The following is a 24,795-nucleotide window of genomic DNA, read 5'->3' as shown; positions in this document are numbered from 1 at the left end:
TGTAGAGGAAGTGTCGCATGACAGGCCCAATCCAATTGAACGAACGCATCGTTCTCTATGACATCATTCGAGGGTTTGCCCTGTGCGGCATCTTCCTCGTCAACATCCCGAGCATGCTCGGGAGCGACTGGATCTTCGGTAAACCGATGTATGAAGGCAGTGACCTCGTCGTAAGGACACTGTTCGACTTGTTCATCCAGACGAAGTTCTATACAATTTTCTCTTTACTGTTCGGCATCGGCTTCTCGATTTTTCTCGAGCGTTCGTACGCGCGCGGGGACTCGGCGAGCCGCTATGTCCGACGCATCGTCATCCTTTTCTTGTTCGGACTTGCTCACCTGGCCATCTGGTCGGGTGACATCTTACATACGTATGCGATGTGGGGGTTGTTGCTCCCCTTGTTTTATGGATTGAGCAACCGCGCGATTTTGACGTGGGCGTGGAGTTTGTTGATCGGGAGTTTTCTCTTGTTCTATGGCTCATCTGTCTTGATGGAGTGGACGACGGGGTATTTCAATCCCGGCTATCCGTTCCCGACCGCGTATAACGCCGGTTTTGGTGCTTGGTTCGATTACCGGCTCGACGTCGAGATCTTTAGCGCGATCTCAAACTCTCTGCTTGTCGGGATTGAAATCTTTTGCCTATTCTTATTCGGTCTCTATATCGGGCGTGAGCGGAAGCTGCTCACATGGACGCTTCAAGGATTGACGCGGACGGCCATCATTTGCAGTGTTCTCGCCTTGCCGTTTTTCGGGGTCATCCTTTGGCATCGTTACGGCGGCGGCGATTACTACTGGACGAACCTAACAGCCGTCCTCATCTCCGGAAAACTGCTCGCGACGACGTACGTCTGTCTGTTCACCGTCGCCGTCCGGAAAGGACTCACATTCCGTCCGCTCCAGGCGCTCGGCCGGATGGCGCTGACGAACTACTTGACGCACACGCTCGTCGTCGTCCTTCCCGTCATCGCGCTCGGGTATTACGGACGTCTGTCGCTCACTGAAGGATTGTTCTTGAGCATCGCGATTTTGATTGCCCAAACGTTCTTCTCGATGTGGTGGCTCAAATCGCATCGCTACGGACCGTTCGAGAAGTTATGGCGGATCGGGACGTACGGGATTCAGAAGAAAGTATCATAGCATGCAGAAAGGCTCGAAGCATCTCGCTTCGAGCCTTTCTCATTTCTTAGTTCGTCGCCGCTGCTGTCAACACAGGAACGATTTGTTTTTTACGTGATACGACGCCAGGAAGTGTCGCAAGGCCGTCTAACAGTTCGACGTTGAACGCTTGTTCGAACAAATCATGCTTCGCACCGACAACGAGTGCTTCTGAATCATTCGTCAAGATGTTCGTGATGGCGAAGACGAACAAGTCGAGCTGTTTGTCAGCAATCGTCTTAGCCATCGCCGCCTCGACTTCACTTTTACGGCTCAACACGTCGTTCGCGTCAACCGTGTTCACTTGGGCGATCTCAATGCGGTAGTCGCCCATCGCGAACTCTTTCGCGTCGAGCGAGATGAGTTCAGGCACCGTCTTCTGGCTCAAGTCGGCTCCTGCTTTCAACATTTCGAGACCGTACGCCTCGACGTCAGTTCCGGCGATGTCTGCAAGCTCTTTCGCTGCTTTGACATCCTCGTCCGTGCATGTCGGTGACTTGAACAAGAGCGAGTCCGAGATGATCGCCGATAGCATCAATCCGGCCATGTCAGATGCGATTTCGACACCGTGTTCTTTGTACAGCTTGAGCAAGATCGTCGCCGTGCAGCCAACCGGCTCCGCCCGGTAGTAGAGTGCGTCTGCCGTTTGGAAGTTAGCGATACGGTGGTGATCGACGACTTCTAAAATGCGTACGTCAGCAATGTCGGGCGCACTTTGTTGGAACTCGTTATGGTCGACCAAGATGACCGAGCTCGTTTCGTCCGATACACGTTCGACGAGGCGCGGCGCCTTGACACGGAAGTGGTCGAGCGCGTATTGCGTCTCCCCGTTCACCTCACCGAGACGGACCGCCTCGGCGTCCATGCCTAATTTCTTTTTCAGTTCAGCGTAAGCGAGCGCCGAACAGATTGTATCCGTATCTGGATTTTTATGTCCGAAGACAAGTACTGTACTCATGATGCATTCTCCTCACTGTTGTAGTTTTCCCTTATCCATTATACCGTCAATCCCCATTCTTTCAATTCCAAAACAAAAAGAGCCTAGACTCGGCTCTTCACGATTGTTCGTCTTCGTCTGTCTCTTCGAGGTCCGAATGATCACCTTTTGAATCTTCTTCGTGCGAGATATCCGGTTGGTCCCGGTTCAACTTCTCTTGTTCTTCTTGTTCACGTTTGTCTTTGTCTGACATCTGTCTCATCCTTTCGGTACTGAGTCTTGTCGTAGACTGTTCCCCGAGGTTGACGCGGTCAAACGGATGTCTCACATCCGTAAACAAACTGTCATGTCAGTCAGCTTGGACGAACACGACTTCATCCCCGCGGATCTCGACGTTGACGTCTTGTCCTTGGAACAACCATTCGTCCTGCTCGGCGACGACGAAACGAATTCCATCTGCGTTCGTCTCGACGACGGCGTTATCAATCTCTTCTGTGATGACACCGACCGAGAACCCGTGCGTCAAATCAGTCGAACCCCCGTATTTAGCGAACAGACGAACCGTCTGTCCCGCCTCGACTTCCATTTCGTCTTTAAAAAATTGGAGTGCTTCTTCCGTCACGTTGATTTTCATGTAACATCCTCCTCTCGACTTCTGTCTTCATTCTAATCGTTTCTCAAAAAGCGAGCGAGGAAGTTGCCTAGAGTGTCGTGCCCGAAAGATACGTGACGGTCAGACTTTGCGCCCTAACCGCACCGCCGTCCATCCCATCGAACGTCACGTCGAACAAGGCGCGACCGATTTCTTCATGCGGCGCGTGCATCGTCGATAAACCGAACGCCTGGCTGATTGGGTGGCCGTCAAACCCGAGGATGGCGACGTCTTCCGGTATGCGGACGCCACGCCGGTGCATCTCCCCTAAAAAACCGAGCGCGACGTAATCGGACGACAAAAAGAGCGCGCGGGGACGCTCTTTTCGTTGAAGGAACTCTGCCGCTAAGCGGATCCCGTCTTCACTCGTCAAGTAACCGGTCCATACCCATCGCTCACGCGCGGACGCCACTTCATCGAAGTAGGCCCGCTGACGCGCGATTGAGCTCGGACTAGACTGCCGCGATAAGACGATACCGATATCCGCATAGCCGGCTTGCGTTAACACATGCAATCCGGCGACGAACGCCGCGTAATGGTCGACATGGACCGAGGAAATCGTCTCAGGCGCACCGACCGTCGCGACCGAGATCGGGCCGAAACTACGGTACGTCTCCAATTCTTCGAACGACATCGCATGCGACAACAGAATTGCCCCATCGACCTCACGATGCTTCAGTAAGTCGAGTGCTTGCCGCTCTTGATCAAGCTTGTACTCGGTCTGCCACATGACGAGACGATACCCTTTCACGAGCGCCGCTTTCGCGAGTCCGTTGACGAACAGTCCGTAGTACGGATGGTCCATATACGGCAACACGACGACGAATCGCTGCGTGCGCCCAGTCGACAGCGTCAGCGCCTGCTGATTCCGTAAATAGCCAAGCTCTGCCATCGCCGCATGGACACGCTGTCGCTTTTCTTTTGAAACGTATGGATGTTCATTAATCACCCGCGAGACCGTCGTCACCGACACGTCCGCTTGTTTCGCGATATCTCGAATGTTCGCCATCCCGCCTCACCTCAATCTGTCAGTCTTTCCATATAGTGTACCCATTCTACTGACCGACTGTCATCTCTTGCCATCACTTGTCGCCGAATCGCTTGGGCGAGACGAAACCGCTCTTCGACGGATAAATGAAGAAACTCATCTTGAAACTGGGCGCACAACATGCGTCCGAACGGTGTGTACAATTGATTGATGACCAGTTCATAGACGATCCCGCTACACCAAGCCTTCCACGTCGTCGGATTCATCAGGCTTCCCTCCTTTGACTCTACCGTACATTCTGAAACGCGTTTCAGAGCAAGCACTTTAGTAATAATCTCTAATTCCGAACATTAAACGCTAAAATGAGAAATTTTTTAGTTTTTTAACTCGAAATCATTGACGATGTCGATTCGATTTCGTATAGTCAACAAGTTGATAACGTGTATTCCACTTTACCGGACAGTTAATGTTCGGAAATTACTACTTATAAGGAGTCTTTCTAATGAACTTATTCCGTTTACAGCAACACGGAACGAACGTTAAACAAGAAGTGATGGCCGGCATCACGACGTTCGTCACGATGGCCTACATCTCGGTCGTCAACCCGGCGATTTTATCCGACGCAGGCATTCCGTTCGCCCAGGCGTTCACGGCGACCATCATCGCCATCTTGATCGGAACCGGATTGATGGCGTTCTATGCCAACCTGCCGATCGCGGTCGCACCTGGGATGGGCTTGAACGCCTTCTTCGCCTATACACTCGTCGCGCAACAACAGATTGCACCCGAAGCCGCGCTCGGCGTCGTCTTCGTCTCGTCGGTCTTCTTCCTGATCTTGTCGCTGTCACCGATCCGGACGAAACTGATTCAAGCGATCCCCGCTTCATTGAAGCACGCCATCACGACCGGTATCGGGTTGTTCATCGCTTCGCTCGGCTTGAAGCTGTCTGGACTCATCGTCGCGGATGAAGCGAACCTCGTCCGTCTCGGGGAGTTGTCGTCACCGAGCGTCTTGCTCGTCCTCGGTGGGCTGATCGTCTCGGCGCTTCTGTTCTCACGTAACGTCCCGGGTTCCCTTCTTATCGGGATGGTGCTCACAGGTATCGCGGCCTACTTCATGGGTCTATTGAAAATCGAAGGCGTGACGGCGATGCCGACGCTACCGGAAGGGTTGATGGTCAACCCGCTCACCGCTTTCTCTGACGTCATCCAATATGGCTTATTCGGGGCCGTATTGTCGTTCTTCCTCGTCACGTTGTTCGACACGACGGGAACGCTCGTCGGTGTCGGCAAGCAAGCCGGTTTGTTGAAAGAAGACGGGACGATCGAGAACGGGCACCGGGCCTTGTTCGCTGATTCACTCGCAACGATGGGGGGCTCACTCGTCGGAACGAGTCCATCGACGGCCTACATCGAGTCGGCCGCAGGTGTCGCCCAAGGTGGACGGACCGGACTGACGACAGCCGTCGTCGCCGGCTTGTTCGGTCTCACGTTGTTCTTTAGTCCGCTCATCGGTGCGATCTCAGGTGTCGCCGCCATCACGGCGCCGGCCCTCATCATCGTCGGCGCACTCATGCTGACGAACGTCCGCTATATCGATTGGACAGATTTCAGTGAATACTTCCCGGCGTTCATGACGATCCTCATCATGCCGCTCTCAGGCAGTATCGAACGTGGGATCGCCTTCGGCTTCATCCTCTACCCGATCTTCAAGGCGATGAACAAAGAGACGGTCCACCCGCTCATCTACTTGTTCGCCGGATTGTTTATTTTGGAAATGTTTTTCCTATAATACTTTACTTTAACCCTCGTTCCCGACGAGGGTTTTTCTGTTATTAATCAGGGAATCACTGTCGTATAGCAGTTTCTTCATGAATATGTATTCATTATCATTTAGTTCTCAATTAGACAGTATTTTACATTTTTTTGAGAAAATGATTCCATTTTTCTGTTTTGTGCTCATTTGTTATGGAATAATAACTGTGAAACCGTTTTCGAATTTGACTAAAATCAGGAAAGAAGGAATGGACATGCCAAACGTGGCGTTGTTCGTCACTTGTCTCTCCGATACGTTATTCCCATCGGTAGGACAAGCGACGGTCGAACTATTAGAACATCTCGGTTGTGACGTCAGCTTCCCGTTCGAGCAGACGTGCTGCGGTCAACCGGCCTATAACAGCGGCTACCATGAAGAGACGAAAAAGATTGCCAAACACATGATTGAGACGTTCGAGAAAGCGGACGCCGACTATATCGTCGGACCGTCCGGCTCGTGTGTCATGATGATGCGCGACTATCCGCACTTGTTCAAAGACGATCCTGTCTGGAAAGAGCGGGCTGAAGCCCATGCGGCGAAGACGTTCGAACTGACGCAGTTCATCGTCGACGTGCTCGAAGTGACAGACGTCGGGGCGAAATTCCCGGCGAAAGCGACGTATCACGCCTCGTGCCATATGACGCGCCTGCTCGGGATCGAGGCGGCACCGGGACAGTTGTTGAAAAACGTTGATGGGTTGACGATGGTCCCACTCGAAGGGGTACATAACTGTTGCGGCTTCGGCGGGACGTTCTCGGTCAAGATGCCGGACGTGTCGGTACAGATGGTCGACGAGAAAGTCGAGTCGATTTTAAAATCAGGGGCCGACGTGTTGATCGGCGCTGATGCGTCTTGTTTGATGAACATCGGGGGGCGCCTGCATAAACAAGGGCATCCGATCAAGGTGATGCATATCGCGGAAGTGTTGAACGAAGGGGTGAAACAAGCATGAGCATGGGGATTCGGTTAGATGAGAAGTTTCAAGATCGGCGGAAAGACGGGATCGATAACCCGTTCATGCGCCAAGCCGTCAGCTCGGCGCAAAATCGCCTGCGCGACGGACGTTTGAACGCGGCCGGGGAACTCGGGGATTGGGAAGCGTTCCGCGACCATTCGGAAGAGATTCGCCAGCACGTGCTCGAGCATCTCGATTACTACTTACACCAGTTGAGTGAGAATATCTCGAAGCGGGGCGGCAACGTCTTCTTCGCCGAGACGCCGGAAGAAGCGAACCGCTATATCCGCGAAGTCGTGCGCGCAAAAGACGCCAAACACGTCGTCAAATCGAAGTCGATGGTGACCGAGGAGATCGGGTTGAACGAGGCGCTTCACGAAGAAGGGTGTACGGTCGTCGAGTCGGATCTCGGGGAATGGATCCTTCAGCTCGACAACGACCCACCGTCGCACATCGTCGCACCGGCGCTCCACAAAGACCGGAACGATGTCCACAAGACGTTCACGACCCATGGCTACGACGGAACGAACGACCCGACCGAGCTCGGCCGCTACGCGCGCCGTGAGCTGCGCAAAGACTTCTTGAAAGCAGAGGTCGGCATCACCGGTTGTAACTTCGCCATCGCCGAGAGCGGCGCCGTCGGTCTCGTCACGAACGAAGGTAACGGGCGGATGGTCACGTCACTCCCGAACACCGTCATCTCGGTCATGGGGATGGAGCGGGTCGTCCCGTCTTACGAAGAGTTCGAAGTGCTCGTCAACATGTTGTGCCGGAGCGCGGTCGGTCAACGGCTCACGTCATATATCACGACGTTCGCCGGCACGAAAAGCGTCGGTGAAGTCGACGGCCCGGAAGAATTCCATCTCGTCATCGTCGACAACAAGCGGTCCGGCATTCTCGGGACTCAGTTCCAGTCCGTGCTCCAATGTATCCGTTGCGCGGCATGTATCAACGTCTGCCCTGTCTATCGCCATATCGGCGGCCACGCCTACGGCTCGATTTATCCGGGACCGATCGGCGCCGTGCTCGCCCCGCTGCTCGACGGTTACGAGAACTATAAAGAACTGCCGTATGCGTCAAGCCTTTGTGGTGCCTGTACGGAAGCGTGTCCGGTCAAAATCCCGCTCCATGAACTGTTGATCGAGCATCGCCGCGTCATCGTCGAAGACAAGAAAAAATCACCGTTCGTCGAACGCATCGCCATGAAAGGCTTCGCCGTCACGTCATCGAGCCCGTTCTTGTTCGAGGCGGCCGAACAGATCGCGCCGTTCGCGTCGTCCCCGCTTGCGACAGCGGGGCAAATCGACAAAGGCTTACCGGCTTGGACCGACTCGAAAGACTTGCCGCAGCCGGCCAAACAGACGGTCCGCGACTGGTTTAAGAAACGGGGGAATGCACAATGAATCCAGGAACGATCACCAACCGTGAAGACTTTTTAAAGCGGATCGCGGGACAACTCGGACGCGACGTCGATTTGACGCCTCCGAAACGAGTATACAAGCACCGTCCGCAAGACGAGGTGTTGAAAGACGCTTCAACAGAGGAACTCCTCGAGACGTTCCGTATGGTCGCGACGCGCATTCATACCGACGTCGTCGAATGTGAGTCGACTCATCTCGATGACACGCTCCGTCTTCTCCTCGAACGATACGACGGCAAGACGATTATCGCTGAGGACGATGCACGCATTAAGGAATGGGCACCCGAAACGAGCCTGTCGTTCGACTGGTGGGATGCCGCGCGTCCTGATGACAGCCGCGCCCTTGCCGTAAAAGCTGACGTTGGGATCACGATTGCCGACCAAGCACTCGCTGAAAGTGCGACCATCGTCCAATACGCGGCCCCCGGAAAATCGCGGACGATCAGCTTGTTGCCACAAGATCACATCGCCATCATCCCGAAATCGGTGCTCGTGCCCCGGATGACGCAAGCCGCGAAACAACTGGCCGAACTCGATCGCAACGGCGAGCTCGCCTCACCGCAAGGCGTCAACTTCATCTCGGGCCCGTCAAACTCGGCCGATATTGAGATGAACTTGATCGTCGGTGTCCACGGACCGGTCCGTGTCGCCTACGTTCTCGTACATGATCTCTAACGAAAAGACTCGCCACGACGGCGAGTTTTTTCGTTTATTCTTTATTCGACGGTGATGCTGCCGTTCGTGCTCGTCAGTTTGACTTCAAGCGCACCGTCCCCGAACGTCCGCTCGTTCGTCCGATGCCCAAATATGTCAAGTTGGCCGTTTCTCGTCTTGGCGCGGATGACGGTGTCGCTCGGCTCTTGCTTCAGACGCAGTTCGATTTTTCCGTTCGTCGTCTTCAATCGAAGCGGATGTTCAATCGCATCAATCACACAATCGATACGTCCGTTTGACGACTTCGCCTCGATTGCGCCGTCCACGTCGACGATGTCGAGCCGACCGTTTGACGATTGCAGAGTGAGACGTTCAATGACAGAATCTCTCACTTCGACTCGACCGTTCGATGTTTGAACGTCAAAGTCTTGGCCCGCGCTCATCGTCAGGCAGACGTTCCCGTTTGACGAGCGCAACGTCCCGTGACCGGCCCGGACCTCACTCGCGTTGATGCGACCGTTCTCGCTCTCGACCTCAATCAAAGCAGCTCGCACCTCACGGACGTCACTCGAGCCGTGCCGATTGTTCAGACGGACCGACTCATACGTGTGACGCGGCAACTCGACATGCAACACCGGTGTTTTCGTCCCGAACCACGAGAACAAGTCGGACAGTCCGAAGCGGCGTTCCGACTCGATCCGCACCTCGAGCGTGTCGTTGACGATATCCATCTTGACGCCATGTTCGGTCTCATCTTCTAGTGTCGCGTAGGCATAGCCGTCCGCGGACGGTACAACGTTCACGTGCGCATTTTGAACGCGAATCGAGACGTGTTGAAACGCCACGTTTGGGCTCTGGACGATGGCAGGCGGCGCAATCGGCTCCGCCGCAATCGAATCGACCGACACGAGCAGTTCTGAGGCGAGCATGTTCGGTGTCCCGAGCTCCTCGGCCATCGCTTCGTCACTTTTCCCATCGAGTCGCCCGCTCGCAAAGTATTCCGCAACGTCCCGCAAAATATCGACCCGATCGATGATGCTGATCCCCATGAGCAACCGTTCGAGTTCAGTTAAATACTGCTCTTCTGTCATTTGTCGTCTCCCCTTTTGATCAATTCGTTGACTCCGGTCGTGAATGATTCCCATTCCGCTCGCAATTCGTCTAGATGGACCTTCCCTTGCTCCGTGATGGCGTAGTACTTCCGTGGCGGTCCTTCTACCGACTCCTTCAAATACGTCGTGAAGTAGCCTTCCGACGTGAGTCGCCTGAGGAGCGGATAGACCGCCCCTTCCGAGATGGCAACTCTTGCCGAGATTGCTTGGACGAGCTCATAACCGTAACGGTCATTCGTCTCGACGAGTGCAAGTACACACAAGTTTAAGACCCCTTTTTTAAATTGAGGGTTCAATCGATTCGCCTCCTCTACTATTCATTAAACAATAGCATATCATTCACTACTATTCAATAGATATTAGTTAACGTGTTTACTGCATCTCGATAAGTGGTATATCGCTGCAGAAATCTGTACAATAGGGGAACGACACTCGTAGTAAAATAATTGTCACAGCCGGAATGTATGTAGTTCCAGGAAGGAACGGTCCCTATGAAAGCTTGGATTGACGAGCGGATCGGAAGGCAGTTTTTATTCGTCTTCTATTTATTCATTGGACTGATCCTCCTCACCTCACTCGCCGTATACGTATATACGGAAAATCGAATCGAAGAGACGACTTCATCGCTCGAGAACGTCAGCGAACGTCGCACGAATGCGACCGAGCTCTTCGAGACATGGCAGTCGATGCAATATGAGATGCGCGGTTACGTCCTCCTCGGTGACGAGGAGTTACTTGCCCGCGTCAAAGAGAAACAAGTCTTGATCGAGACACAGACCGCCTGGTTCGAAACGAACGCGGTCACAGAAAAAGAACAGACGTATGCGGGGGATGCCCGAGCGTTATTCTCAGCCTATCAACAACGCGTCATGCCGAGCCTCGAGCGTTACGTCGTTGCGAAACGGGAAGGTACGGTCACCGAGCCGTTCCTGCAAATGCCGACGCTCGGGAAAGTGACGCCTCAAACCGAAGCTCAGGCCGATCGGAAGTTCAAGATCAATGCGAAGAGCGCGGCTGACATGAGCGCGAGCATCGTCGACATGGAGACGGTGTTCACCGAATACCGCAACGTATTGAACGCGGAAGAAAACCAACTCCGTGCACAGCTCGCCACCCATACGAAATGGGCGCAAGTGCTTTGGCTCCTGTCACTACTCGCGGTACTGTTCGTCCTCTTCATTGCGGTTCGGCCTTACGTAAAACGGTTGACCGATCAACTGCAAGAGTTGATCACGAACAGCGAACGGCTCACCGACGACCGAGTCATACCCATCCCTGTTTTGGTATCGACTCGGAACGAGGTCGGGCAACTGACCGAATCGTTCCGTCAAATGGCGTCGTCGCTGTCGTCGCAACGTTATCAAGTCGAAGAAGAGCGTGAGAAGACCGCGCGGCTCTTGCACTCAATCCGTGACGCCGTCATTTATGTCGAACATACGACGCATGAGAAACTCGCCAACCAGGCGCTCTTCGTCATGTTCAATCAGGCCATCACGAAGCAAAACGAGACGGACCTTTATCGGCTTGATGCCGACCTTGAAGAACTCGGTCTCCAAGTCGATCAAAAAGACTCGTTCTTCTCGTTCATGCGCCGAGCGTTCGACGGTGAAGCGATGGAAGAGAGCGTGACGTTCTCAATGAATCAAGAAGAACGGTTCATCCAAATGTACGCCGAAAAGATTCATTTGCGCGGCACACGCCATGGTACGATGCTCGTCTTCCGGGACGTGACGCAAGAAACCGAGGTCGACCGCTTGAAGACAGAACTCGTCGCGACGGTGTCTCATGAATTGCGCACTCCACTCACGAGCATCATCGGGTTTACCGAACTTATGCGCTACCGGACGATGCCGGCTGAACGGACCGATCAATATTTAGGGATGATTCATCAAGAGACGCTCCGTCTCGAGGATTTAATCTCCAACTTACTCGATGTTCAGCGGATGGAGTCAGGTAAACAGACGTATCAAAACGAGCCCGAAAGCTTGTACGATATTTTGGCAGAAACGATTGCCGTCCATCAAGGCGCGAGTCAACACCACGACTTATCGTTTGAATGTGATAACGACATCCTCGTGTACGGGGACCGGAACCGGCTCAGCCAGCTGTTCACGAACCTGCTCCATAACGCGATCAAATATTCACCGAACGGCGGAAAAGTTGCGGTGTCCGTCACGAATGACCAGTCGGACGGCGTCGAAATTTCCGTCACGGACTCTGGCATCGGAATTCCGACTTCAGCGCTCCCGAAACTGTTCGACAAGTTTTATCGCGTCGACAATTCGGCCAGCCGGAAGATCGGTGGCACCGGACTCGGTCTTGCCATCTGTAAAGAGATTGTCGAAGGGCATGATGGGACGATCCGGGTCGACTCACGTGTCGGTCTCGGATCGACGTTCACGATCGTCTTGCCGAAATATATCGAGGAAGATCAAATGAGCGGCTAAACAATAAGGGATGACTCGCCTCGGGCGAGCCATCCCTTATGTTATTGAACTTTGTTTTCTGGACCGAATGCCGGATAGAGCGACAAACCACCGTCAGCAAAGATGGTCGTGCCCGTGACGTAAGACGATTCGTCTGACGCGAGCCACGCTGCCACCGCAGCAATCTGTTCAGGTCGCCCGATCTTATGGGTCGGGATGAGCGCTTCGAGCCCTGTCTTCTCTTCCGGATCTTGCATCGTCTCTTCGTTGATCGGTGTGTCGATCGCACCAGGAGCGATGGCGTTGACCCGAATCTGATTCGGCGCATATTCGAGCGCGACCGACTTCGTGAACATCTTGACCCCGCCTTTACTCGCTGCGTAATGCGTATAGCCCGGGCGCGGGATCACCTCGTGTACCGAGGACATGTTGATGATATTCCCTTTCAAGTCATGTTCGACGAAATACTTGAGCGCGGCCCGTACCCCGAGGAACGTCCCGGTCAGGTTCGTATCGATAATTTTCTTCCAGTTGTCGAGCTCCATCTCGTGCGTTTTCGCTTCGACTTGGACACCGGCGTTGTTGACGAAAATGTCCATCTGTCCAAATTCAGACACTGCTTTTTCGATCATCTTCTCAGCGAGCCCTTCTTCGGCGACGTCACCTTGGACAGCGACGGCTTTACCTCCGGTCGCCTCGATGCCGCGGATAACTTCCTTCATCTCGTCTTCACTGCTTCTGTAATTTAAGACGACGTTGACGCCTTCTTTCGCGTAGCGTTCGGCCACCGCTCGCCCGATTCCTTTTGAACTACCTGTGATTACTGCGACTTTCCCTTGAAGTTCTGGATAGTTTGCCATGTCGTTTCCCCTTTCGTCTTCTCGGTTTGTAGTTCCCGTATTCCCCTCTTCATGAAACCTTTCGGGCTGTCTTTTGAATATTTATGGGAAATCTACTATACTGAAACAAACTATTCGTTTTCAGGACTCGCCTGAAAAACGTACAAACTTATTCTTATGGAGGTGAATCCCCGATTTTTTGGGGAATTTTTGGACAGTCCCATGTTACTCAGTTTATTGATCGTCGCCTTTCTCATCTTCATGACCGCCTTTTTCGTGGCGGCCGAATTTTCAATCGTCAAAGTCCGGAGCGCACGGCTCGACCAACTCGTTCTAGAAGGAAACTCACGAGCGTCCGTCGCTAAAAAAGTGATCGAGAACCTCGATGACTCGCTATCCGCCTCGCAGTTCGGCATCACGCTCGCCGCGCTCGGCCTTGGTTGGATCGGTGCCGATCAAATCGAAGGAATGATTCAACCGCTCGTCGACCGCTTGAGCGTCTCGCCGTCGGTTTCTACATTCCTGTCGTTCTTAATCGCCTTTTTGCTCATCGCCTTTTTACACGTCGTCATCGGCGAACTTGTCCCGAAGACGCTCGCCGTACATGAAGCCGAGAAATTGACGCTGCTCGTCGCCCGGCCGCTCTACTTCTTCACGAAGCTGTTGTATCCGTTCATCCGGGTGCTCAACAGTATGGCCCGGCTCACGCTCCGCTTGTTCGGTGTCAAGACGACGGCGCAAGAGACGGCGCACTCGGAAGAAGAACTCAAAATTATCATGACGGAGAGTTTTCGAAGTGGCGAAATCAACGAGAACGAACTCGCTTACGTTCAAAATATCTTCTCGTTTGATGAACGTGTTGCAAAAGATGCGATGGTGCCGCGGATGAATATGGTGACGATCGATGAAGAAGACTCGATCGAGACGATTATCGCGACCGTCCAAGAGCATCAATATACGCGCTATCCGGTCACACGAGACGGTGACCGCGATGACGTGCTCGGTTTTATTAACGCCAAACAAGTGTTCACGGCCCAACTCGTCAAGAGTGACGCCCCGCTTGAATCGTTTATCCATCAGTTACCGCTCGTCACGGAATTCACACCGCTCCAAGAAGCGATGGTGAAAATGCAGAACGCACGGACGATGATGTGTCTCGTCATCGATGAGTACGGCGGCACCGCCGGCCTGCTCACGATCGAAGACATCCTTGAAGAGATCGTCGGTGAGATTCGCGACGAGTTCGACCGGGACGAACAAGCCGAGATCACTGAAGTCAATCCAGGCCATTATCGCTTGTCTGGTCTCGTGCTCACGCAAGAGATCGAAGAGCGCTTCGGCATTGAGATCGAGGATGACGTCGATACGATTGGTGGTTTCGTCCTCTCGCAAAAAGCGAATGCACGCACCGGCGAACGTTTCGTCCTGCCAGGTGAGCACGAACTGATCGTCCGCGAGATCGACAATCACCGCATCGTCTTCGTCGACTTGATTCTTGCGCATAAAGATCAGCTTCGAGCCGAAATGGACTGAGTGTCTTTGACTGCCCTCCCTTGAACATTAGGGAGGGCTTTTCGATTGACGCTCGAACTGTCGCTATATTTTCAAGGCTTGTCGTGATATACTGCACATATGTTGCTAATTTGAGTGCGTGTCACTCATTGACACAACATCACCGAACAGTTCATTAATGTTCGGTCCAACAACTACAGAAAGAAGGTTACGCATGGAACGTAAACTATTTTTAATTGACGGAAACTCCATGCTGGCCAGTGCCTACTACGGTGCCGCCGCGAGCCGAACGAAAAAAGGACGCGAGGTATCTAAAAACGATCGGAGTGCCGTCATCGGTATGACCGGCCTCATCCGGACGATTCTACGCAGACATCGTCCGTCTCATTTTGTCGTCGTATGGGACGTCTCACGTGAAACATTGTGGCGTCGCGAGCTTTATCCCGGCTATAAACGCCGCCGTCGCCAGACACCACCCGAGTTGAAGGCTCAAATGGAACTCATGCGCCAATTGCTTGAAGAGAGCGGAATCCCGCAATATCAAGTCGAAGGTTATGAGGGAGAAGATTTGATTGCCCACATCGCTCGGAAGTTCAGCTGCAGCGCGCCTGTCGTCATCATGACGAAGGATAAAGACTTGCTTCAGCTCGTGAGCCCACGCATCACAGTATGGCTTCAAACACAGGAGCTTCAGCAAATGCAAGCTCGTTGTGATATCCAAGACAACCGCCCGCTCCCACTCAAGCGACATCTCGAGATTCGTCCTGAGGAGATCGCAGCGTTGTACGAAGGATTGAAGCCGAAACAGCTCTCAGCGGTCAAAGCGTTGACGGGAGACCGTTCAGACGGCATCCCACCTGTAGCCGGCCTTGACGAAAGTCAATCGGTACAGTTGATCAAACGCTTCGGTTCGCTCGATAAGCTTTACACGGCGCTTAGCGTCAAAGGCGATAAACGACAACTGATCAATGAAACGATCGCGGCACTGACGTCAGAGGAAGTGCCCCGTAACTTGAGACGTACACGCAAAAAAGCCGAGCGCAACATGGAGCTCGTCCGTCTCGATGTCACGGTGCCAGAACTTGAACATTTGAAACTGGCTCATCTTGAGCTCAGCATCAATTCAAAACGGGTCGAACAAGCGTATCAAAAGCGCGGCATTCGCCTCTCATTTGATTCGAGTCAAAAGAAAATTTCAGCACGTTAAAAAGCGCGGACATTAGTCCACGCTTTTTATATTGACCGTAATCCCATCGTCGTCGGTGAGCGACCATTCCGACGTCGTCCCTCCGAGTTCGTGGTTCGTCGAAGCGTCGACAAAAAGCGTCCATGCTTCAAGTCCCGCCTCGTCGTTCATCGGTTCAGTCGGACGGGCCCAGACGTTCGCACCGATGTGATGATGATACCCGTCGGCCGCGAGGAACAGTGCGCCCGGGTATGAATCGGTCGTGACGGTAAACCCGAGTCGATGTTGATAGAATAATTTCGCCGCTTCGAGGGAACGTACCTTAAAGTGAACGTGTCCCATCGTCGTCCCAACAGGAAGACCTGTGAACGGACGGTCGGCTGCCGCCTCAAGCATCGATTCGTACTCAACCGGATCGGTCGACATCTTCACGTGACCGTTCGCTTCATATTCCCACTTCTCACGTGGCCGGTCAGCATACAGCTCGATGCCGTTCCCTTCCGGATCGTTCAAATAAAACGCCTCACTGACCAAATGGTCGCCTTGACCGACTTCAATCCGTCGCTCGATCAAATGACGGAGAATGCGTCCGAGTTCGACGCGGTCCGGAAGCAAGATTGCCATGTGGAACAAGCCGGCCGCCTTTCGGTTCGGACGCACACCTTTGACTTCATGCAAGATGACGAGCGGCGCATTCGACGCACCGAGCGTGACGCGGTCGATACCGACTTCGAGTACTTCCATTCCAATGACTTGTTCGTAAAACTGTTTCATGTTTTCTAATTCACTGACTCGGAGCGTGACCGGTCCGAGTTGGATATTTTTTAAAATCATGTTTTCTCACCTCTCTCTTTACTATACATGCCGTATCCCGTTTGCAGAAGACGGCACAAAAAGGTGGTATAGTTACCGAAAGGATACTTAGAGAGGAGTGAGACTCATGACGATGATCTCAAGCTGTGAAGTCGATACCGCACTCGAACTGATCACCGGTAAATGGAAACCATCGATTTTACTCGCGCTCATCAACGGCGGGACGCTCCGGTTCAGTGAACTGAAACGCTCGCTCCCGAACATTAGCCAAAAGACTTTGACAGCCCAGTTGCGTGACTTAGAAGAGCACGATATCATCATCCGTACCGTCTATCCGGAAGTCCCGCCGCGCGTCGACTATCAGTTGAGCGAGTACGGCAAGACGCTTATCCCGGTACTCGAGACGATGAACGCTTGGGGCATGAAGCACGCTGCGCGCATGCAACAAAAATAAATTGTCCACATGTGGATAACTCATTTCCGTATTACCGCCCATCACTTATCCACAGGAGGATCTCATGATTCGTTATCCACAGCTCACCGGCCGCCACGTCGGCGTCACCGCCCCTTCGTCCGGCGTACCAGCCGCGCGTCATAGTTTACTTCACGACGCCGAGACGACGTTCGCACGCCACGGCTTCACGCTTCAATTTGAACCGTCTGTTTGGACACAACATAAAGCAAAATCGGCGCCGGCCGCAGTCCGTGCCGAAGAGCTGACGCGACTGTTCCACGATGAGGACGTCGATTTGATCATCCCGCCATGGGGCGGCGTCTTGTTGCTCGAGCTACTCGATAAAATCGCTTGGGACACGCTCCCAGCGAAGTGGATGCTCGGCTACTCTGACGTCAGCTTATTTTTATTCGTCTACACGCTCAAGACCGGCATCGCTTCGGCTCACGGGACGAACCTTGTCGATCTGCGCGGGGAATCGTGGGATGCGACGAGCTCGCGTTGGCTCGACGTCTTATCGACGAAACACGGCGAGACCGTCATTCAACTGTCTTCAGAGCAATTTCAAAAAGAATGGCAGCACGGTAACCCGAGTCCATGCGTCTACCATTTGACCGAGCCGACCGAATGGAAATCACTCGGTGGGACGGAAGCGACCGGTCGTCTGCTCGGCGGTTGTATCGACGTCCTCTTGCATACGATCGGGACGCCTTACGGTGACGTCGCTCAGTTCCAACAGACTCATTTGAACGATGAACCGATTCTTTGGTATTTCGAGAACGCCGAGATGGATGTACCGGCACTCAAACGGACCTTGCTTCAAATGAAGTGGGCCGGTTGGTTTGATCATACGACAGGCATCTTGTTCGGCCGCAGCGATGCCCAACCACCGGTACAAGGTTATACGGCAGAAGACGTCTACGCTGAACTACAGGAACTACTCAACGTTCCCATCATTTATGACATCGACTGCGGGCACGTGCCACCACAACTGACACTCATTAACGGTGCCCATGCCTCGATTCAAGTCGAGGACGGGAAAGGCACGCTCATTCAAACGTTCAAGGACTGAGAATTCAGCCCTTGATTTTTTTTATCATGGAAGTCAGATGGCTTCGAAAACGCCCTTCTGGGAACAACTCGACCTCTCGTTCAATCAACGGGACCCATTCATCGCCACATCCATAACTCGTTCCAATTAATAACCCTTCAAAGTAAATCGCTTGATCGACAAACCCGTGCTTCGCCCACTGATCGTGATGCTCCAACAGCTTCAAAAATGATTTCCGGCCTGTCTCGACTTCACCAGTCAGGGCAAAATAGACACCTTTACTCATCTCAAATGCCGCGATGAATTCTGTATTGCTTTCTAACAACTGATCCATGACAGCAATCTGTTGTTGTAAAAGGTCTATTTTCCGATACTCAATCGCATATAGCGCTTCTGTCATCGCTAGACGAATTTGCATCGTCACGTCTCCAGTGAAGTCAGTATATTGTTTTGCTTTTTTCAACGCATCGATAATCACCGCTTCGTCTTTCAAATAAAGCGCACAAATCGCAATCGTGCGGTACACATCATCGACGCGATAATATATTTTCGTCCGCTTCATATAATCAAGTGTATCTTCGAGACGACGAACCGCACCTGGCAAATCATCGTCATACAACATATTTCGAAACACCATGAGCATACTAAACTCGACGCGAGTTTTCGTTTTCATACTTCTCGAATCAATCAATTCAATCGTGTCGATGCGTTCAATCGCATCGTCAAAACGATTCCACATGAGTAAATAAAAGGCTTGGCTAATGCGAGCCATGATCAGCTCTTCTTTCTCCTCGACCCGTTCGAACACCGTAATCGCTCGATCATACAACTCCAGAAGTTTTTGTTGATTTCCACTATAAAACATACTGTCCGCAAGTAATGTGTAAGCCTTCCCTTGCCATACCGAGTTCATCTCTAAGTCTAAGTAGGGTGTGAGAGCCTTTTGAACAGCTTCATCTTCCCATGAGTTAAGACTTCCTTGCATATATTCAATCTCTTCAACGATTTTTTGTAAGCCTGCCTCGCGAGGATCGACAAGTAACGACTGCACCGACACGTCCAACCGCTTGGCAATCTCGCGCAGACTGCGCATCGACATTTCGGCTTTCCCGTTCTCAATCATACTGAGCATCGATTTCGTGATGATGCCGTCTGCGAGTTGACTTTGCGTCAACTTTTTTTCTTTTCGTAACGTCTTAATCCGCTGTCCAATCATAGAGCACCTCTTAAAAGTTAAATTTAATTGAACTTATTGTTTACAAATCTCTTTTCGTCGTCTATTATAATGTTAAATCACATTGAACTTAATTGCAAAGGAGACTATGTATGACTACTTCTACCTCGAACTTGCACGTGTTGTTGCTCGGGAAATTCATGTCGTTATTCGCTTCCAGTCTATTCACGTTCGTCGCCGGATTGACGGTGCTGACAACTTCCGGTTCCGGGCTCCAGTTCGCCCTCGTCTTACTGGCCGGGACGTTGCCTCGTGTTCTATTATCACCGTTTGCCGGTGCATATGCCGACAAATTGAACCGAAAACGCGTCATCATCACGATGGAATCGGTCAACGGGCTATTGTTCTTCTTGGCCGGGGCCGCGAGCCTCATTTGGACGTTCGGCGTTCCTGCTTTCTTGATTATTACATGTCTGCTTTCTATCGTCTCCACTTTCTTGTCTGTCACGTTGACGAGTTCGATTCCACTCCTGTTCGACGAAGACGGGCTTCAACGCGCCAATTCGCTCATCCAAAGTATCATTTCCGTCTCAAGTATTGGTACGCCACTTTTAGCCGGGGCGCTGTTCAAGCTATTACCGATTTCAGCGTTCTTGTTCAGCTCATCCCTCTTGTTCCTCATTGCCGCCCTGTTCGCCTCACGTCTCACATTCCAAGCGTATGAACATGCTTCCACCGATCAATCGACGTGGGACGACGTCCGCTCCGGTTTCCGCTATTTGAAACGCCAACGCGTGCTATGGACGCTGACGATTCTTGCGGCGTTCCTCAACTTCTTCTTCGTGGCTTCGGAAGTACTGTTCCCGATTGCCGCCTTGCAACAGATCGGGGTCAGCCCGCTCCAGTTCGGCTTTTTAGAAAGTATGTTCGCAGTCGGATTTTTAGTCGCCTCTCTTGCCCACGCGCTGCCGTTCTTTAAGATCAAGTATCGTCTAGCGACGGTCCGCACATCGCTTATCGTCATGAGTTGCCTCTTTATCGGCCCGGCCGTTCCGCTCTATTTTGACTTCTCGGTCACACCCGCCATCGTCTTCCTCACCGGATTCGCTTTGTTGAGCGGTTTCTTCATCATCCGCGTCAATATTCCCATCCAACTGTTTTTGCAGACGAACACGGAACCAAGCTACCTCGGTCGTGTCATGGGCGTCCTCGAATCGCTCGCGATGGGGATCACCCCGCTCGGTTTCGTGTCGTTCGGGTTATTGAGCGAATGGATGTCGGTCACGTCACTTTATGCGATTTGCATGGTATGCCTGCTTTCGATCACGCTGTTCGCGATGCATCGCATCCGTCACGATATCGCGGCTGAAAAAGCGACGGTACTGGCTGAAGTCGAAAGCGCGCCGACACATCAATGAACGAAAAAAAGACATCGAACGTTTTTCAGTTCGATGTCTTCTCTGTTGATGGAAGGACTCGTTTCTCTAACAAGAACGGTCCGAACGGGATGACCGAAGCCATGACCGCGAGGACTAACACTTTGAAGCCCCAGTTGAAGCGCCACGCCATGTAAACCGCTGCCGCCACGTAAGCGACGAACAGGAAACCATGGGCCGCACCGACGATGCTGACGGCTAGCGGCATGCCAGCCAAATACTTAAGCGGCATTGCGATCAACAATAAGAGCAGGAATGACATCCCCTCTGTATAGCCGAGCCATTTGAATCGAGTTGCGTTCATATCCGTTCTCCTTTTTAATCGATGCTACGTTCATCGTAGCCGATAGAGGTGAAGTTTGTCACAGGAGAACGTTAGAAAGTCGTTAGGCTATTTGACGATTTGGTGAACGATGCGCAATTTTCGTTTCGACGAAGCGGCGGAGGAACAAACCATCGACGCCGATTTTGCCTGCGTTGTAGCCCGCGACGAGAATCAAGACCGATACGATCAACATCGTCGGGTTCGTGCTGACCGTCCCTGACAATAAGAACGCCATGTTCATGACGAGTCCGAAGAAAGCCGCGCTGCGTGTGAGGGCACCAAGCAAGAGACCGAGACCGACCAAGAACTCACCATACGGAATTAAGATATCGAAAAGTGCTGCGTTTGGAATCGCGAAGTTTTCAAGGAAAGCTGCCCACCATCCGGCGACCGCCGGGTGATCTCCCGTCGCGAGTGAAGCTGCGTTTTGAAGGTAACCGCCTGATCCGAAGCCGCCCGTGATTTTACCCCATCCGGCTGTGAGCCATTGATAGCCGAGCCAGATCCGTAACACCGTCAAGATGCCGGTTGCGATGTTGTGGTTTTTCCAAAACTTTGTGAACATGATAATTCCTCCTTTTGAATGGTTGAATAATGGCTTATATGTGATTACATTCACAATATATCACCCATGTTCATGTTTTCACATAGTTTGAGACAATAGTTCACGTTTCGTTCATATGTGTGTCACAGGTCAGTCACTTTTTGGAAATTGCACCAAAAAAAGCAACGTCTGCTCGAGACATTGCTTCCACTGATTTAAAGATCAACTTGTTGTGGCGGTTGGCCTTTTTTATTCATCACACGCATCGATTGCGGTGAGATTTTTAAAATGACGAGTTTTGGATCATCAGGCCCATCGAACCAGCCCTCGAGTTTCTCGTTCCACACTTTTTCTTTCATCGACTCGTCATCAGACACCGTCGTCTCTCCTAAAATCTCGAGATACGTGTCGCCGACCCCGTCCCCGTCGTAGCCGATCAAGACGTGCGTGTACGGATTGTTCTTCAACTCATCGACTTTATCCGTATCTTTCGAGGTTGCCGTATAGAGTGTCAGACCGTCATGGAAAAACGTCATGTATCGGCTGTGCGGCTTCCCTTTATATACCGTGGCCATCGTTCCGACGTTGCTTGCATCTAGAATTTGTTGTGCCGTTGTTTTAGCATCCATTTAAAAAGCCCCCTTATCATAGTCACTCGTATAATCATTCCCTTGCGGCACTTGATTAAACACGAAGACACGAAAAAACCTGCTCGCCGAAGCGAGCAGGTTATAAAATTCCTTGGAAAGGAAGATTAGATTTTTTCAACGTTAGAAGCTTGTGGGCCACGAGCTCCGTCAGTGATTTCGAAAGTTACTGCTTGGCCTTCTTCAAGTGTCTTGAAGCCGTCGCCTTGGATTGCTGAGAAGTGTACGAATACGTCGTCTCCGCCTTCCATTTCGATGAAGCCGTAACCTTTTTCTGAGTTAAACCATTTTACTTTACCTGTGTTCATAATGAACCCTCCTGAAATAAACGCTGTGCGTTCTAGTAGTGCCTTACTAGAAAAAACTGACCAAAAAAAAGCACAAAACTTGTTGGATTATCTTTCATGAAAAATAATCCCAAGCGATTGTGAATTATGTTTCCAGCTATTCTTAATTAAGCACATATGTAATATACCATGGATAAATGCTTCTGTCTACTAAATACTTCGGTTTGCTAAAAATAATTTCAAAACGGGTACATCACATGTAGTGAACGTTAGGAGGACGACTCATATGATGAATCAAATTGACCGCACGCATATCGCTGCCACCATCGCCCGTCACGCGGCCTGGTCGACAGATGAGCTATTGACGGAGACGCTCGCTTGGCATCAAGCGACGCGACACGATCATTATCCTGACCAATCGAAGTCGTACCGCTCCCACTTGCCGATGACGGAACGAATCACACCGGTGACGAGTGCACTCCCGCTCGAGGTCGTCGACGATCTCGTCCGGCCCGTCTGGATGCGTCGTCTCGACGCGGAACATTTGAATTTACTGCAGACGACACGCCATCACGTCGACGTGACCGATTACGGGGCCGTCGGGGACGGCAAGACGGACTGCACGCTCGCATTCCGGCTCGCGCTTCGGTCGAACCGCCACGTCCACGTGCCGGCCGGTGTCTATATCGTCCGTGGCGTCCGGATCCCCTCGAACTGCGTGCTCGAAGGTGCGGGACAGCAGGACACGGTATTACGCTTGGCAGACGGCATACCGAAGCATCGCCGGCTGCTGCGAAATGCGACACCGTTTTATGGGAACCATCACATCGAGGTCGCCCATCTGACGCTCGACTGGAACGTCGAGCGCCTTGGCGACGTCGATCGGACGTCGAGTGGAGACACGGCTTCGAGCGCGTTGACGTTCGCCCACGTCAAATTCGGCTGGGTCCATCACGTCACCGCCAAAGGTGCCGGGCTGCACGCGTTCGATATCACCGCCCCTCACTACCATTACCTCGGGGACGGGTTGCGTGCCAAAAAAGGCAGCCGCTACATCTGGCTCGACCGCTGCGAGGCGACGAATTATGGGGACGACGGCATCACGACGCATCATAGCGACGCCATCTACATCACGAACTGCTACTGTCATCACCCGCACGGACGTACGCACGCCCACGGCTTCTCCAATTCAAACGGCATCGAGGTCGATGACGGTTCGCGTCACGTCGTGCTCGTCAACAATATGACGGAAGGTTGTTTTGGAGGCGTCGAGGTGAAAGCCCACGGTACGTCCTCGGCCGCCCATGACGTCCATATTTTTGGGCACGTCTCGTATCGTGATAACCGGTCCTTCAATTTTCGCCACATCGGGCACCACTTAGCCGACGATCCCGAGTCGAAGACGGCGCGGTTCATCTCAGGGACGAATTTACTATCGATTGAACCGGTACGCTCGAAGCTATACGCCAAGTCGTCGCCCCGTAGCCTCGTCATATCGGCGTATCAAGACGTATTGATCCATGGCTTTACGGCAATCGGTGACCCGTCCTATGATTATACAGGACATCCAGCGCTCGCCGTCCAGTATAAGTCTCGGAACGTTCAATTAAAACGGATCGCCACAAGCGGGTTCGTTTCCAGCCGCGCCGACATCGAACTGTTCGGCGGCGACAACCGGACCGATCACGTCACAATCGAAGATGTCACGTGCCGGAATTCGGCCCCGATCTCTGTAAAGATCGGCGGACAGCTCGCTAACGTCGTGCTAAAACACATCGAAGGCGAACAAAAAAGTGGAGATGTCCTCATCTCCACGAGTAGCCCGGTCGAAGCGCACGACTTATTCGCTTATGGTTTCTCAGATCGGGTGCGAAGTGACGCTTGAGCCGACTCGACGAGCTCATTCAACCGTGCTTCGTCCAAATTGAGCGAACTGACCGTCTGTTTGGCCATCATCCGGACGATGGCTTTGTCGAGGAAGCCCATCCGCTCAAAGTCATAGCCGCTGCCGACGACTTCGACGAAGTAGGCGTGTGCTCGTAAATGTTCCCCGTACGCGCCTTCGAGCTCACGTTGCCGCTCCGCCGCGGTCGGCGTGCCGGCGCACAAGTACAATCCGAGCGGACGTTCGAGCAATTGGACTTCGTTTTGCTTCAACCAGTCGGTCAGCTCGTCTTGGACTTTCCCCATCCGGATCGATCCCCCGACGATGACGTGGTCGACCGTTGCCCAATCGACGTCTGGCTCATCGACCAAGTTTTGAACGTGGACGTTTCCGGACAACCGTGCGGCCAAAAGATGGGCGACTTTCTCGCTCGTACCATATCGTGACGTATACGCAATCAACGTCTTCATCTCGTTTCCCCCTTATTAAGTCAGAGTCTACTCTTCCTATTCCCGAATGGTTTGG

At 52.5% G+C, this 24,795-nt stretch carries 27 protein-coding genes; 12 read left to right on the top strand and 15 right to left on the bottom strand.

Annotated features, from left to right (window positions below; genetic code table 11):
• The first annotated feature begins 17 nt into the window (after nucleotides 1–17).
• Nucleotides 18–1,139: a DUF418 domain-containing protein gene (locus EVJ23_RS10620; protein WP_131465943.1), complete on the top strand. Its 1,122-nt coding sequence runs from the start codon at nucleotides 18–20 to the stop codon at nucleotides 1,137–1,139.
• Nucleotides 1,140–1,185: 46 nt separating this feature from the next.
• Here EVJ23_RS10620 and EVJ23_RS10615 read toward each other — a convergent pair whose 3' ends face one another.
• From EVJ23_RS10615 to EVJ23_RS10600, 5 genes are all read right to left on the bottom strand, one after another.
• Nucleotides 1,186–2,115 carry a manganese-dependent inorganic pyrophosphatase gene (locus tag EVJ23_RS10615; protein WP_131465941.1) on the bottom strand — a complete coding sequence of 310 codons (930 nt, stop codon included), beginning with the start codon at nucleotides 2,113–2,115 and terminating at the stop codon, nucleotides 1,186–1,188.
• Nucleotides 2,116–2,212: 97 nt separating this feature from the next.
• Nucleotides 2,213–2,347: a hypothetical protein gene (locus EVJ23_RS15380; protein ID WP_016507966.1), complete on the bottom strand. Its 135-nt coding sequence runs from the start codon at nucleotides 2,345–2,347 to the stop codon at nucleotides 2,213–2,215.
• A gap of 96 nt (nucleotides 2,348–2,443) precedes the next feature.
• Nucleotides 2,444–2,728, bottom strand: a complete 285-nt coding sequence (locus EVJ23_RS10610; protein WP_016507928.1) for a HesB/YadR/YfhF family protein — start codon at nucleotides 2,726–2,728, stop codon at nucleotides 2,444–2,446.
• A gap of 67 nt (nucleotides 2,729–2,795) precedes the next feature.
• Nucleotides 2,796–3,755: a LacI family DNA-binding transcriptional regulator gene (locus EVJ23_RS10605; protein WP_131465939.1), complete on the bottom strand. Its 960-nt coding sequence runs from the start codon at nucleotides 3,753–3,755 to the stop codon at nucleotides 2,796–2,798.
• An 11-nt stretch (nucleotides 3,756–3,766) separates the two neighbouring features.
• Nucleotides 3,767–4,000 (bottom strand): hypothetical protein, encoded by a 234-nt coding sequence (locus EVJ23_RS10600; RefSeq protein WP_131444158.1) that lies wholly within the window; start codon nucleotides 3,998–4,000, stop codon nucleotides 3,767–3,769.
• 236 nt (nucleotides 4,001–4,236) lie between these two features.
• Here EVJ23_RS10600 and EVJ23_RS10595 point away from each other — a divergent pair, with 236 nt between their 5' ends.
• The 4 genes from EVJ23_RS10595 (at nucleotide 4,237) to EVJ23_RS10580 (ending at nucleotide 8,600) form a co-directional block, all read left to right on the top strand.
• On the top strand, nucleotides 4,237–5,526 hold the full coding sequence (locus EVJ23_RS10595) for an NCS2 family permease (RefSeq protein ID WP_070328344.1): 1,290 nt from the start codon (nucleotides 4,237–4,239) through the stop codon (nucleotides 5,524–5,526).
• Between the two features lie 238 nt (nucleotides 5,527–5,764).
• A complete protein-coding gene (locus EVJ23_RS10590) occupies nucleotides 5,765–6,502 on the top strand; it encodes a (Fe-S)-binding protein (protein WP_070328569.1) in 738 nt (245 codons plus the stop codon).
• Nucleotides 6,503–6,504: 2 nt separating this feature from the next.
• Nucleotides 6,505–7,908: a LutB/LldF family L-lactate oxidation iron-sulfur protein gene (locus EVJ23_RS10585; protein WP_131466027.1), complete on the top strand. Its 1,404-nt coding sequence runs from the start codon at nucleotides 6,505–6,507 to the stop codon at nucleotides 7,906–7,908.
• Nucleotides 7,905–8,600, top strand: a complete 696-nt coding sequence (locus EVJ23_RS10580) for a LutC/YkgG family protein (RefSeq protein ID WP_071398835.1) — start codon at nucleotides 7,905–7,907, stop codon at nucleotides 8,598–8,600. Before EVJ23_RS10585 ends, EVJ23_RS10580 begins: the two co-directional genes overlap by 4 nt.
• 41 nt (nucleotides 8,601–8,641) lie before the next feature.
• On the opposite strand, the gene EVJ23_RS10575 is transcribed toward EVJ23_RS10580, so the two are convergent.
• On the bottom strand, nucleotides 8,642–9,670 hold the full coding sequence (locus tag EVJ23_RS10575; RefSeq protein ID WP_131465937.1) for a DUF4097 family beta strand repeat-containing protein: 1,029 nt from the start codon (nucleotides 9,668–9,670) through the stop codon (nucleotides 8,642–8,644).
• Nucleotides 9,667–9,987 carry a PadR family transcriptional regulator gene (locus EVJ23_RS10570; protein ID WP_131465935.1) on the bottom strand — a complete coding sequence of 107 codons (321 nt, stop codon included), beginning with the start codon at nucleotides 9,985–9,987 and terminating at the stop codon, nucleotides 9,667–9,669. Before EVJ23_RS10570 ends, EVJ23_RS10575 begins: the two co-directional genes overlap by 4 nt.
• 195 nt (nucleotides 9,988–10,182) lie before the next feature.
• Between EVJ23_RS10570 and EVJ23_RS10565 the strand changes: the two genes are divergently transcribed.
• Entirely contained in the window at nucleotides 10,183–12,138 is a 1,956-nt protein-coding gene (locus EVJ23_RS10565; protein WP_131465933.1) for an ATP-binding protein, read from the top strand.
• Between the two features lie 41 nt (nucleotides 12,139–12,179).
• Here EVJ23_RS10565 and EVJ23_RS10560 read toward each other — a convergent pair whose 3' ends face one another.
• Nucleotides 12,180–12,977, bottom strand: a complete 798-nt coding sequence (locus EVJ23_RS10560; protein WP_131465931.1) for a glucose 1-dehydrogenase — start codon at nucleotides 12,975–12,977, stop codon at nucleotides 12,180–12,182.
• 201 nt (nucleotides 12,978–13,178) lie between these two features.
• Between EVJ23_RS10560 and EVJ23_RS10555 the strand changes: the two genes are divergently transcribed.
• Both EVJ23_RS10555 and EVJ23_RS10550 read left to right on the top strand, forming a co-directional pair.
• Nucleotides 13,179–14,489: a hemolysin family protein gene (locus tag EVJ23_RS10555; protein ID WP_071398830.1), complete on the top strand. Its 1,311-nt coding sequence runs from the start codon at nucleotides 13,179–13,181 to the stop codon at nucleotides 14,487–14,489.
• Nucleotides 14,490–14,682: 193 nt separating this feature from the next.
• The gene (locus EVJ23_RS10550) at nucleotides 14,683–15,675 is read left to right on the top strand and encodes a 5'-3' exonuclease (protein WP_070328350.1); all 993 of its coding nucleotides are present in this window, start codon (nucleotides 14,683–14,685) and stop codon (nucleotides 15,673–15,675) included.
• A gap of 12 nt (nucleotides 15,676–15,687) precedes the next feature.
• Here the strand turns inward: EVJ23_RS10550 and EVJ23_RS10545 are convergent, their stop codons facing one another.
• Complete coding sequence (locus EVJ23_RS10545) at nucleotides 15,688–16,488, bottom strand: VOC family protein (protein ID WP_131465929.1); 801 nt, start codon at nucleotides 16,486–16,488, stop codon at nucleotides 15,688–15,690.
• A 106-nt stretch (nucleotides 16,489–16,594) separates the two neighbouring features.
• Here EVJ23_RS10545 and EVJ23_RS10540 point away from each other — a divergent pair, with 106 nt between their 5' ends.
• Together EVJ23_RS10540 and EVJ23_RS10535 are read left to right on the top strand one after the other, a co-directional pair.
• Nucleotides 16,595–16,921, top strand: coding sequence for a winged helix-turn-helix transcriptional regulator (locus EVJ23_RS10540; RefSeq protein ID WP_131465927.1), 327 nt, complete (start codon nucleotides 16,595–16,597; stop codon nucleotides 16,919–16,921).
• A gap of 64 nt (nucleotides 16,922–16,985) precedes the next feature.
• Nucleotides 16,986–17,993 carry a S66 family peptidase gene (locus EVJ23_RS10535; RefSeq protein WP_131465925.1) on the top strand — a complete coding sequence of 336 codons (1,008 nt, stop codon included), beginning with the start codon at nucleotides 16,986–16,988 and terminating at the stop codon, nucleotides 17,991–17,993.
• A 4-nt stretch (nucleotides 17,994–17,997) separates the two neighbouring features.
• On the opposite strand, the gene EVJ23_RS10530 is transcribed toward EVJ23_RS10535, so the two are convergent.
• Complete coding sequence (locus EVJ23_RS10530) at nucleotides 17,998–19,188, bottom strand: helix-turn-helix domain-containing protein (RefSeq protein ID WP_131465923.1); 1,191 nt, start codon at nucleotides 19,186–19,188, stop codon at nucleotides 17,998–18,000.
• 110 nt (nucleotides 19,189–19,298) lie between these two features.
• Between EVJ23_RS10530 and EVJ23_RS10525 the strand changes: the two genes are divergently transcribed.
• Nucleotides 19,299–20,564: an MFS transporter gene (locus tag EVJ23_RS10525; protein ID WP_131465920.1), complete on the top strand. Its 1,266-nt coding sequence runs from the start codon at nucleotides 19,299–19,301 to the stop codon at nucleotides 20,562–20,564.
• A gap of 25 nt (nucleotides 20,565–20,589) precedes the next feature.
• Here EVJ23_RS10525 and EVJ23_RS10520 read toward each other — a convergent pair whose 3' ends face one another.
• The 4 genes from EVJ23_RS10520 to EVJ23_RS10505 all read right to left on the bottom strand — a co-directional run bounded on the left by EVJ23_RS10520 (nucleotide 20,590) and on the right by EVJ23_RS10505 (nucleotide 22,406).
• Nucleotides 20,590–20,886: a DUF3817 domain-containing protein gene (locus EVJ23_RS10520; RefSeq protein WP_021068057.1), complete on the bottom strand. Its 297-nt coding sequence runs from the start codon at nucleotides 20,884–20,886 to the stop codon at nucleotides 20,590–20,592.
• Nucleotides 20,887–20,968: 82 nt separating this feature from the next.
• Nucleotides 20,969–21,472: a DoxX family membrane protein gene (locus EVJ23_RS10515; RefSeq protein WP_131465918.1), complete on the bottom strand. Its 504-nt coding sequence runs from the start codon at nucleotides 21,470–21,472 to the stop codon at nucleotides 20,969–20,971.
• A gap of 194 nt (nucleotides 21,473–21,666) precedes the next feature.
• Complete coding sequence (locus EVJ23_RS10510; protein WP_016507973.1) at nucleotides 21,667–22,080, bottom strand: pyridoxamine 5'-phosphate oxidase family protein; 414 nt, start codon at nucleotides 22,078–22,080, stop codon at nucleotides 21,667–21,669.
• A gap of 125 nt (nucleotides 22,081–22,205) precedes the next feature.
• A complete protein-coding gene (locus EVJ23_RS10505; RefSeq protein WP_016507985.1) occupies nucleotides 22,206–22,406 on the bottom strand; it encodes a cold-shock protein in 201 nt (66 codons plus the stop codon).
• A gap of 265 nt (nucleotides 22,407–22,671) precedes the next feature.
• Here EVJ23_RS10505 and EVJ23_RS10500 point away from each other — a divergent pair, with 265 nt between their 5' ends.
• A complete protein-coding gene (locus EVJ23_RS10500; RefSeq protein ID WP_131465916.1) occupies nucleotides 22,672–24,270 on the top strand; it encodes a glycoside hydrolase family 55 protein in 1,599 nt (532 codons plus the stop codon).
• On the opposite strand, the gene EVJ23_RS10495 is transcribed toward EVJ23_RS10500, so the two are convergent.
• On the bottom strand, nucleotides 24,234–24,740 hold the full coding sequence (locus EVJ23_RS10495; protein ID WP_131457933.1) for a flavodoxin domain-containing protein: 507 nt from the start codon (nucleotides 24,738–24,740) through the stop codon (nucleotides 24,234–24,236). The genes EVJ23_RS10500 and EVJ23_RS10495 overlap by 37 nt on opposite strands.
• Nucleotides 24,741–24,795: the final 55 nt, after the last annotated feature.

This window comes from Exiguobacterium sp. SH1S1 (assembly GCF_004337245.1).
Lineage (GTDB): Bacteria > Bacillota > Bacilli > Exiguobacteriales > Exiguobacteriaceae > Exiguobacterium > Exiguobacterium aurantiacum_A.
Note: the sequence above shows the minus strand (reverse complement) of the source record. Positions and strands in the feature narration are given on the sequence as shown.

Excerpts from the sequence above, each read along its gene's own strand:
- EVJ23_RS10560 (WP_131465931.1), bottom strand. The coding sequence starts at position 12,977 with ATGGCAAACTATCCAGAACTTCAAGGGAAAGTCGCAGTAATCACAGGT.
- EVJ23_RS10535 (WP_131465925.1), top strand. The coding sequence starts at position 16,986 with ATGATTCGTTATCCACAGCTCACCGGCCGCCACGTCGGCGTCACCGCC.
- EVJ23_RS10515 (WP_131465918.1), bottom strand. The coding sequence starts at position 21,472 with ATGTTCACAAAGTTTTGGAAAAACCACAACATCGCAACCGGCATCTTG.
- EVJ23_RS10610 (WP_016507928.1), bottom strand. The coding sequence starts at position 2,728 with ATGAAAATCAACGTGACGGAAGAAGCACTCCAATTTTTTAAAGACGAA.
- EVJ23_RS10530 (WP_131465923.1), bottom strand. The coding sequence starts at position 19,188 with ATGATTGGACAGCGGATTAAGACGTTACGAAAAGAAAAAAAGTTGACG.
- EVJ23_RS10590 (WP_070328569.1), top strand. The coding sequence starts at position 5,765 with ATGCCAAACGTGGCGTTGTTCGTCACTTGTCTCTCCGATACGTTATTC.
- EVJ23_RS10500 (WP_131465916.1), top strand. The coding sequence starts at position 22,672 with ATGATGAATCAAATTGACCGCACGCATATCGCTGCCACCATCGCCCGT.
- EVJ23_RS10580 (WP_071398835.1), top strand. The coding sequence starts at position 7,905 with ATGAATCCAGGAACGATCACCAACCGTGAAGACTTTTTAAAGCGGATC.
- EVJ23_RS10575 (WP_131465937.1), bottom strand. The coding sequence starts at position 9,670 with ATGACAGAAGAGCAGTATTTAACTGAACTCGAACGGTTGCTCATGGGG.
- EVJ23_RS10615 (WP_131465941.1), bottom strand. The coding sequence starts at position 2,115 with ATGAGTACAGTACTTGTCTTCGGACATAAAAATCCAGATACGGATACA.
- EVJ23_RS10555 (WP_071398830.1), top strand. The coding sequence starts at position 13,179 with ATGTTACTCAGTTTATTGATCGTCGCCTTTCTCATCTTCATGACCGCC.
- EVJ23_RS10495 (WP_131457933.1), bottom strand. The coding sequence starts at position 24,740 with ATGAAGACGTTGATTGCGTATACGTCACGATATGGTACGAGCGAGAAA.
- EVJ23_RS10520 (WP_021068057.1), bottom strand. The coding sequence starts at position 20,886 with ATGAACGCAACTCGATTCAAATGGCTCGGCTATACAGAGGGGATGTCA.
- EVJ23_RS10505 (WP_016507985.1), bottom strand. The coding sequence starts at position 22,406 with ATGAACACAGGTAAAGTAAAATGGTTTAACTCAGAAAAAGGTTACGGC.
- EVJ23_RS10595 (WP_070328344.1), top strand. The coding sequence starts at position 4,237 with ATGAACTTATTCCGTTTACAGCAACACGGAACGAACGTTAAACAAGAA.
- EVJ23_RS10620 (WP_131465943.1), top strand. The coding sequence starts at position 18 with ATGACAGGCCCAATCCAATTGAACGAACGCATCGTTCTCTATGACATC.
- EVJ23_RS10525 (WP_131465920.1), top strand. The coding sequence starts at position 19,299 with ATGACTACTTCTACCTCGAACTTGCACGTGTTGTTGCTCGGGAAATTC.
- EVJ23_RS10565 (WP_131465933.1), top strand. The coding sequence starts at position 10,183 with ATGAAAGCTTGGATTGACGAGCGGATCGGAAGGCAGTTTTTATTCGTC.
- EVJ23_RS10605 (WP_131465939.1), bottom strand. The coding sequence starts at position 3,755 with ATGGCGAACATTCGAGATATCGCGAAACAAGCGGACGTGTCGGTGACG.
- EVJ23_RS10550 (WP_070328350.1), top strand. The coding sequence starts at position 14,683 with ATGGAACGTAAACTATTTTTAATTGACGGAAACTCCATGCTGGCCAGT.
- EVJ23_RS10540 (WP_131465927.1), top strand. The coding sequence starts at position 16,595 with ATGACGATGATCTCAAGCTGTGAAGTCGATACCGCACTCGAACTGATC.
- EVJ23_RS15380 (WP_016507966.1), bottom strand. The coding sequence starts at position 2,347 with ATGTCAGACAAAGACAAACGTGAACAAGAAGAACAAGAGAAGTTGAAC.
- EVJ23_RS10585 (WP_131466027.1), top strand. The coding sequence starts at position 6,505 with ATGGGGATTCGGTTAGATGAGAAGTTTCAAGATCGGCGGAAAGACGGG.
- EVJ23_RS10600 (WP_131444158.1), bottom strand. The coding sequence starts at position 4,000 with ATGAATCCGACGACGTGGAAGGCTTGGTGTAGCGGGATCGTCTATGAA.
- EVJ23_RS10545 (WP_131465929.1), bottom strand. The coding sequence starts at position 16,488 with ATGATTTTAAAAAATATCCAACTCGGACCGGTCACGCTCCGAGTCAGT.
- EVJ23_RS10510 (WP_016507973.1), bottom strand. The coding sequence starts at position 22,080 with ATGGATGCTAAAACAACGGCACAACAAATTCTAGATGCAAGCAACGTC.